The 4,848-nt window shown below is 43.1% G+C and carries 3 protein-coding genes; all 3 read left to right on the top strand.

Annotated elements, in window-relative coordinates; genetic code table 11:
* Positions 1–74 precede the first annotated feature (74 nt).
* Positions 75–1,109: a DmsE family decaheme c-type cytochrome gene (locus HQK88_17070; GenBank protein ID MBF0618513.1), complete on the top strand. Its 1,035-nt coding sequence runs from the start codon at positions 75–77 to the stop codon at positions 1,107–1,109.
* A gap of 10 nt (positions 1,110–1,119) precedes the next feature.
* Positions 1,120–3,426 carry an MtrB/PioB family outer membrane beta-barrel protein gene (locus tag HQK88_17065; GenBank protein ID MBF0618512.1) on the top strand — a complete coding sequence of 769 codons (2,307 nt, stop codon included), beginning with the start codon at positions 1,120–1,122 and terminating at the stop codon, positions 3,424–3,426.
* 614 nt (positions 3,427–4,040) lie between these two features.
* A partial coding sequence (locus HQK88_17060; protein MBF0618511.1) for a formylglycine-generating enzyme family protein occupies positions 4,041–4,848 on the top strand: 808 nt, incomplete at its 3' end.

Genomic DNA, 4,848 nt, shown 5'->3' with positions numbered 1-4,848 from the left:
GTGAGATAGCTTTGAAAAATAGCATAAAATCGGAATTTAGTATAGTGATTAATAGATACTCCAGGAGGTAATAAATGAGCAAAAGATATATAATTCCATTTTTAATCCTTGTCGTCTTTCTCTTGGTAAATGTTTCCTTGTCGTTTGCCGATGACAAGGACGTGACAGCCAAAGAGGCAGCAGAAAAGAAAGCTGCCTCAGAAAAGAAAGATGCGGAAAACAGGGCAGCTATGGCAGCAAAAGAGGCTAGCCTGAAAGAAGGTTACGTAGGAGCCGAAACATGTAAGGGCTGTCACCCGGAAAGTTATGAAGCGTATAAACACTCTGTCCACTCAAAGCCGCATGTAAAGGGTCCTGGTTCTAAGGATGCTTGTGAAACCTGCCATGGTCCCGGCGCCAAACACGTTGAAAAAGGTGGTGGCAGAGGCGTAGATATCTTTAATTTTGACAAAAATGTGGAACCACATGAAAAGAGCGCAAAGTGTCTGGCCTGCCATCAGGCTAACAAGGCCCAGGCATTTTGGACTATGAGCAAACACAGCGCAGATGCATCAGGTCTTTCCTGTGACTCTTGCCATCAGATTATGACAAGTAAAAACGATAAGTTTTTAAAGGAAACTCAGCCTGACCTTTGCTTTGGTTGCCATAAAGAAATAAAGATGGATGCAAGCAAGCAGTCCCACCATCCTATAAAAGAGGGCAAGATTGTCTGTAATGACTGCCACGATCCTCACGGACAATTTAATGATAATATGCTGAGGGCTGAGACTCCCAACAAACTGTGTTTCAAGTGCCATGCCGATAAAAGAGGTCCTTATATGTGGGAACATCCCCCTGTAGCAGAGAATTGCCTGACATGCCACACACCTCACGGTAGCAATCATTCACGGCTTCTTGTCATGCGGCCTCCATTCCTTTGTAAGGATTGCCACGAGGGTTTAGTTCATGCCGGCGGCGTGACTTATAACAATACGGCCACATTTGGTAAAACTACGGGTGCAAACATTTCAAACACTGTTAAAACCGATCTCAGGGCATGTATAAACTGCCATGTCAATATTCATGGAAGCAATGGCCCTGGAGTTTTTGGCCAGACGTTTATCAGATAGGGGGATAAAAATGATAAGAGGGATACCAATGAAAGCAAAGATAGCAGTACTCGCAATCTTTTTGATACTCCTGCCGTTTGCAGTGGCTTTTGCAGAAGACTCAACGGATGGAAGCAGCAGTGCCAGCAGCGGCAGAGAACCTGTTTTAAAGATACCCAATTTGTCCGGTGAAATAACCATGACGGGACAGACTGTAGGCTTAATAGGCAACCCGTCTAAATACAACGAATACAGAGACAACAAGGAAAACTACTTTTTTGGCAGCGTCAAGCTGAAATATGACGATGACAAATACTGGTTTTACCTTAAAGCAGAGGATATTGGTTACGACACACAGCATTACAAGCTGGATGGTGGAATATACGGGATTGTCAAATATTATCTGGAGTATAAAGAGATCCCCCATATTTACTCCTTAGGCGATAGAACCATATTTAACGGTGCAGGGAGCGCTAACCTGACCACAATGACGGGTTATGCCTCGCTTCCTGCTACGAGATGGAACCCTATCGATTACTCGGTAAACAGGCAGCAAGAGGGCGGAGGGCTAAGGCTGGACCTCATCAAGCCTTTTTACGTGGAGTTTTCCGCAAGTAGGGAATCAAGGAATGGAACCAGACCAATTACCGCCACAAATGATAGCCGCAACGGCCCGCTTACGGAATTCCCGCAGCCGATAGATTACGTAACTGAGGTTTTCATGGGGGAGATTGGCTACATTACAGAGCCAATTTTTGCCTCAGCATACCTTCAGTACACTGATTTCACTAATAACAATGAAAACCTTTACTTCACAAATATTTCTAACAGCCTCGGAAGCTCTACGGATAGAAGCAACGCCGGGCAAACTGACACACTGACACTGCCGCCGAGTAACCAGAACTATAATTATGGGTTTAAAGGGTCGGTTGAGCTTCCCTTGCACTCAAGGTTTAACGTGAGCTTATCAGGTAGCGACGAGACTTCTGATGCGAGATACTTAACCTCGTCTGTGGTTAGCACTACAAGTAACACCCCCAATCCCACATACACATATCCATATGCTAATGGAGACAACAGGTGGCATGGTAAGGTGGACAACCAGAATTACAGCTTTGTTCTGACTTCTCACCCAATCTACTTCTTCGATTACAGCCTTTTCTACAAATATAACGCACGGCAAAACAAATCGGATAATCCATCTGCAACCTCATCGCTCGAAAATTCGGTAGCTTACCCTGTTAGTTACCGTAAGAACAATTTAGGATTGGATGTTTCATTTAAACTGCCGGCACACTTTATACTCTTTGGAGCATATGATTATGAAAAAGCTAACAATTCGATTGAGTACAAGACTTACACAATTCCCGAAACGACTGACAATAATTGGAAAGTCGGCTTGAAATGGACCGGTGCTAAATTCATGTCTGCCAAAATATGGTATGAGAGAATGAACAGGGACGGGTCAAATGATTATTCATATCCTCTAAAAACCGCATTTAACTCAAATGCAACTACTGGAACTACGTTTGATAAACTTGCACCGTACAAGAATCTGTTCGACACTGGTTCGCAGAACAGGGATAAAATTAAGACGAGAGTAAATATTTTCCCTGTTGAGACCCTTGATATAGGGCTTGGCTACAATTATAAAAGGTCAACATATCCTGAAGCTACTATTGGCCTTCAAAACAGCAGGTCAGACGAGTTCTATGTAGATGCCGGCTACACATTTGGCAAGTACGCAAAACTGAATGGATATCTCGCGTATGAAGATCTCAAAATGTATTCATTCATGCGCGTTTGCACATCAACCACCACAGTAAATAATTGTAATCCTAACAGCACAACCCAGGACGCATCTAACTACAATTTTGATTTTACACTGCGGGATAAAAGCTTCGACTATGGGTTGGGTCTCGATGTCTATGTGATTCCCCAAAAAGTAACATTGAGAGTTCAGTATGATTCAGTCAGATCAGATGGAAACGCCGATTACACGATTTTAAATCAAGCAGCGCTTAATGCACTGGGCGTTCCTACTGCTGCAATTCCCACAGGGCAGAATAACAGCAATATTGACATTCCTAACATGGATCTCTATAGGAAAAACACAATATTGGCTAAGGTAATGTGGAATGTGACGCATAATTTCTCCGTAGCGCTTGGATACGCATTTGAACACTACCACTATGATGACTTCGGTTATAACAACTACCCATCCACATACACTATAGTTGATAGCTCCGGCAATGTCACTTACCTTACGGGGGCATATTCTGACCCGTCTTACAATGCAAGCCTTGCATTCCTGACGTTGAAGTACAGTTTTAAATAGTGTTGGCGCAATAAATAGCAAAAAGAACGGGAGAGCACTGCTCTCTCGTTCTTTTGCTATAATTCCTACTAAATTCCTTATTTACTAATGATTAGGAGCTTATAATGGCAATTTGAGGCCGTGTTGGTTGCTTATGACGGTGTGGTTATTGCTTAGGCGTTTTCTTATCTGTTAATGCGAGTCACAGCGACGTATCAGATATTTTCAATTTGGTACTATAAAAATTTTTTTTGGCTTGACAAAATCTTTTTTTCGTGATAAAATCGCCGAACATGTATTATATCGTGACATTTAGCACAGAAATACTAAAGTGCACTATGTGCTGCCATAGAACGTTTAATGGACTAGTTTGTAAAGATATTGCTGATGAACGTCAGAGTTATAAATGTTTTCAAATAATGAATTAGTAAGGAGGTGATATCAAGTAAAATGTCTGAAGCCGTAAAGTTTTTTGAGCAACGGCTTAGTACTTTTTCTGAGAGTTGTAACCTCACAGAAGATTTGGTGCTGAGGCGAGTTTGTAAAGCAGAGAAGTTAGGAAAATGTATTAAATTAGCGTTGGAAGTTATTTGGTGAAGATTTTTATTAATTACTAAAATACCAGGAGGTCAAAGATGTCCTTAAGGGTCTTGATTGTCAATGCGGTTGTAGCGCTAGCAGTAGTTTTAATTTCCGCTCACCCAGCCGTTGTCTTTGCAGAAAGTGCCACAGACACGGTAGGCGGCATTGAGTTAGCACAAGTAAAAGGTGGATGTTTCGAGATGGGGGACACCGATGGTAGTGGCGATCCTAACGAGAGACCTGCCCATGAGGTGTGCGTAAATGATTTTTCGATGGGTAAGTATGAAGTGACCAACGAGCAGTACAGAAAGTTTCGCGCGAGCCATGACAGCGGCAAATTCGAAGGGCTAACCTTAAACGAAGACAAACAGCCGGTAGTAAATGTATCATGGGATGACGCAACGGCGTATGCAAAGTGGCTTTCCAAAAACACAGGCCACACATTCAGGCTGCCTACAGAGGCGGAGTGGGAATATGCAGCACGCGGCGGTACAAAGACAAGCCGTTATTGGGGAAATGATACCGCTGAGGCATGTAAGTATGCAAACGTGGCAGATGCCACCGCTCAGAAAAGCTTTCCTAAATGGACGTCTTTTAACTGCAGTGATGGATATTTAGTTTCAGCACCGGTAGGGAGTTTTAAACCAAACGCATATGGGCTTTATGACATGCTGGGTAATGCATGGGAATGGGTTGAGGATGTTTATAATGCAGAGGCATACAGCAAACTACCTAAAAGTAATCCTATATATGAAGGCGTAGGTGAGTATCGTGTTGAGCGTGGCGGCGGTTGGAGCAACGGGCCGCTAGGAATCAGAAGCTCACATAGAGTAGGGCTTAGTCCATCTTTTGGCCATCGTT

The organism is Nitrospirota bacterium, from assembly GCA_015233895.1.
Classification (GTDB): Bacteria; Nitrospirota; Thermodesulfovibrionia; order Thermodesulfovibrionales; family Magnetobacteriaceae; genus Magnetomonas.
The sequence above is the reverse complement of the archived record's forward strand: the minus strand, read 5'-3'. Positions and strand labels throughout refer to the sequence as shown.

Excerpts from the sequence above, each read along its gene's own strand:
- HQK88_17070 (MBF0618513.1), top strand. The coding sequence starts at position 75 with ATGAGCAAAAGATATATAATTCCATTTTTAATCCTTGTCGTCTTTCTC.
- HQK88_17065 (MBF0618512.1), top strand. The coding sequence starts at position 1,120 with ATGATAAGAGGGATACCAATGAAAGCAAAGATAGCAGTACTCGCAATC.